This is a genomic window from Candidatus Cloacimonadota bacterium (assembly GCA_034661015.1).
Lineage (GTDB): Bacteria > Cloacimonadota > Cloacimonadia > JGIOTU-2 > JGIOTU-2 > JAYEKN01.
Window position 1 is genome coordinate 1 of the sequence record JAYEKN010000032.1, and the last position, 1,170, is coordinate 1,170.

3 protein-coding genes are annotated in these 1,170 nt (G+C 35.0%); all 3 read right to left on the reverse strand.

The genetic code is table 11. The features are described from left to right. Positions 1-16 precede the first annotated feature (16 nt). The 3 genes from U9P79_01110 to U9P79_01120 all read right to left on the reverse strand — a co-directional run bounded on the left by U9P79_01110 (position 17) and on the right by U9P79_01120 (position 920). On the reverse strand, positions 17-160 hold the full coding sequence (locus tag U9P79_01110; GenBank protein MEA2103228.1) for a type II toxin-antitoxin system RelE/ParE family toxin: 144 nt from the start codon (positions 158-160) through the stop codon (positions 17-19). A gap of 219 nt (positions 161-379) precedes the next feature. Next, positions 380-652: a CopG family antitoxin gene (locus U9P79_01115; protein ID MEA2103229.1), complete on the reverse strand. Its 273-nt coding sequence runs from the start codon at positions 650-652 to the stop codon at positions 380-382. Continuing rightward, positions 645-920, reverse strand: coding sequence for a toxin (locus U9P79_01120; GenBank protein MEA2103230.1), 276 nt, complete (start codon positions 918-920; stop codon positions 645-647). The genes U9P79_01115 and U9P79_01120 overlap by 8 nt, the downstream gene beginning before the upstream one ends. Between the last annotated feature and the right edge of the window lie 250 nt (positions 921-1,170).

Consider the following 1,170-nt stretch of genomic DNA (forward strand, 5'->3'; position numbering starts at 1 on the left):
TTTTTTAAATTTTATGTTATTTTTCATTTCTTTCCTCCTGGGCTAATCTTTGTGCCTTATGAAGCCTTTTTCTAACAAGTTCGATATCTGGCTTGGGAGTTTTGATACCTTTTTTTGATTTTTTCTTGAATGTATGGAGTACATAAATTTTGTTGCCCAATTTTACTGTCTAAAGAGCACGATAAGAATCTTTTTGATACGAACTAACAATTTCAAACCTACATGATTCTCTGTGTACGCTTCGTGTGGGTCGTTTGACGGTATGTCTATCCTTCCCAATCACGCAACACTCGATACGGGTGGTTGGCTAAACCTTGCCCAACAGGGACTTTCACCCTGCAAGAAGCACCAAGCTTTTCTTGGCGCACTAACGATTAAGCTATATTTGCAAATAGCCTGATGCGTATTTATGAAGTATACTACCAATCAGTGTTTGATATGGCATCCCCTCTCTAGCGGCAAGCATTTTAATAGACTCCAAATCATTCTCGGAAATTCTGATATTAATATTTTTATTTTTTCTTAGAGTTTCTTTTGCGGCAAGCATCATAAGCTTAGAAACGGGAGCACCTTGTAATTTACCGCTATTATATGCTTCGAGGATTTCTAATTCTTCAGCATTAAGTTCGTCTGGATTTTTAAATTTAGACATTGCTCGCTCCTTTAATTTTCCTATTTTCTTTTCGACTTGGAATAATTGTTTTTAGAAAATAATTTTCACCATCTTTTACATAAGGAACCAAGTGGGCATAACCATTAATCATTACAGTTATAATTCTCTGATTGGGGTATTTATCATGATTCCAATGAGGAACATCAGAAATACCGTAGCCGTCACTAATTGCCTGTACAACCATTTCAAAAGTAATACCTCGAACTTTATATAGTGTTTTATTTTTTTCAGGATTCCATTTAAACATACAATTAATTTATCACAATGTATATACAACGTCAATTAAAAAAACTAACGTAGCCTTCAGGGAGCCGGGCGGTTCAACGCGATAACCTGAAAATAGCTTTCAAAGAAAGATGCAAATTAAAATTTCAGACCTCTGGAAAAATGCCTTTTTTTAGCATACTTTTTTGGACAATTTCATTTTTTCATCGGAGACTGGCCTACTTCAATCTGTAATATTTTTCCAATGGGCAGATAAGCGTTTAAAGCATTCA

Coding starts and splice junctions, on each gene's coding strand:
- U9P79_01115 (MEA2103229.1), bottom strand. CDS start 652: ATGTCTAAATTTAAAAATCCAGACGAACTTAATGCTGAAGAATTAGAA.
- U9P79_01120 (MEA2103230.1), bottom strand. CDS start 920: ATGTTTAAATGGAATCCTGAAAAAAATAAAACACTATATAAAGTTCGA.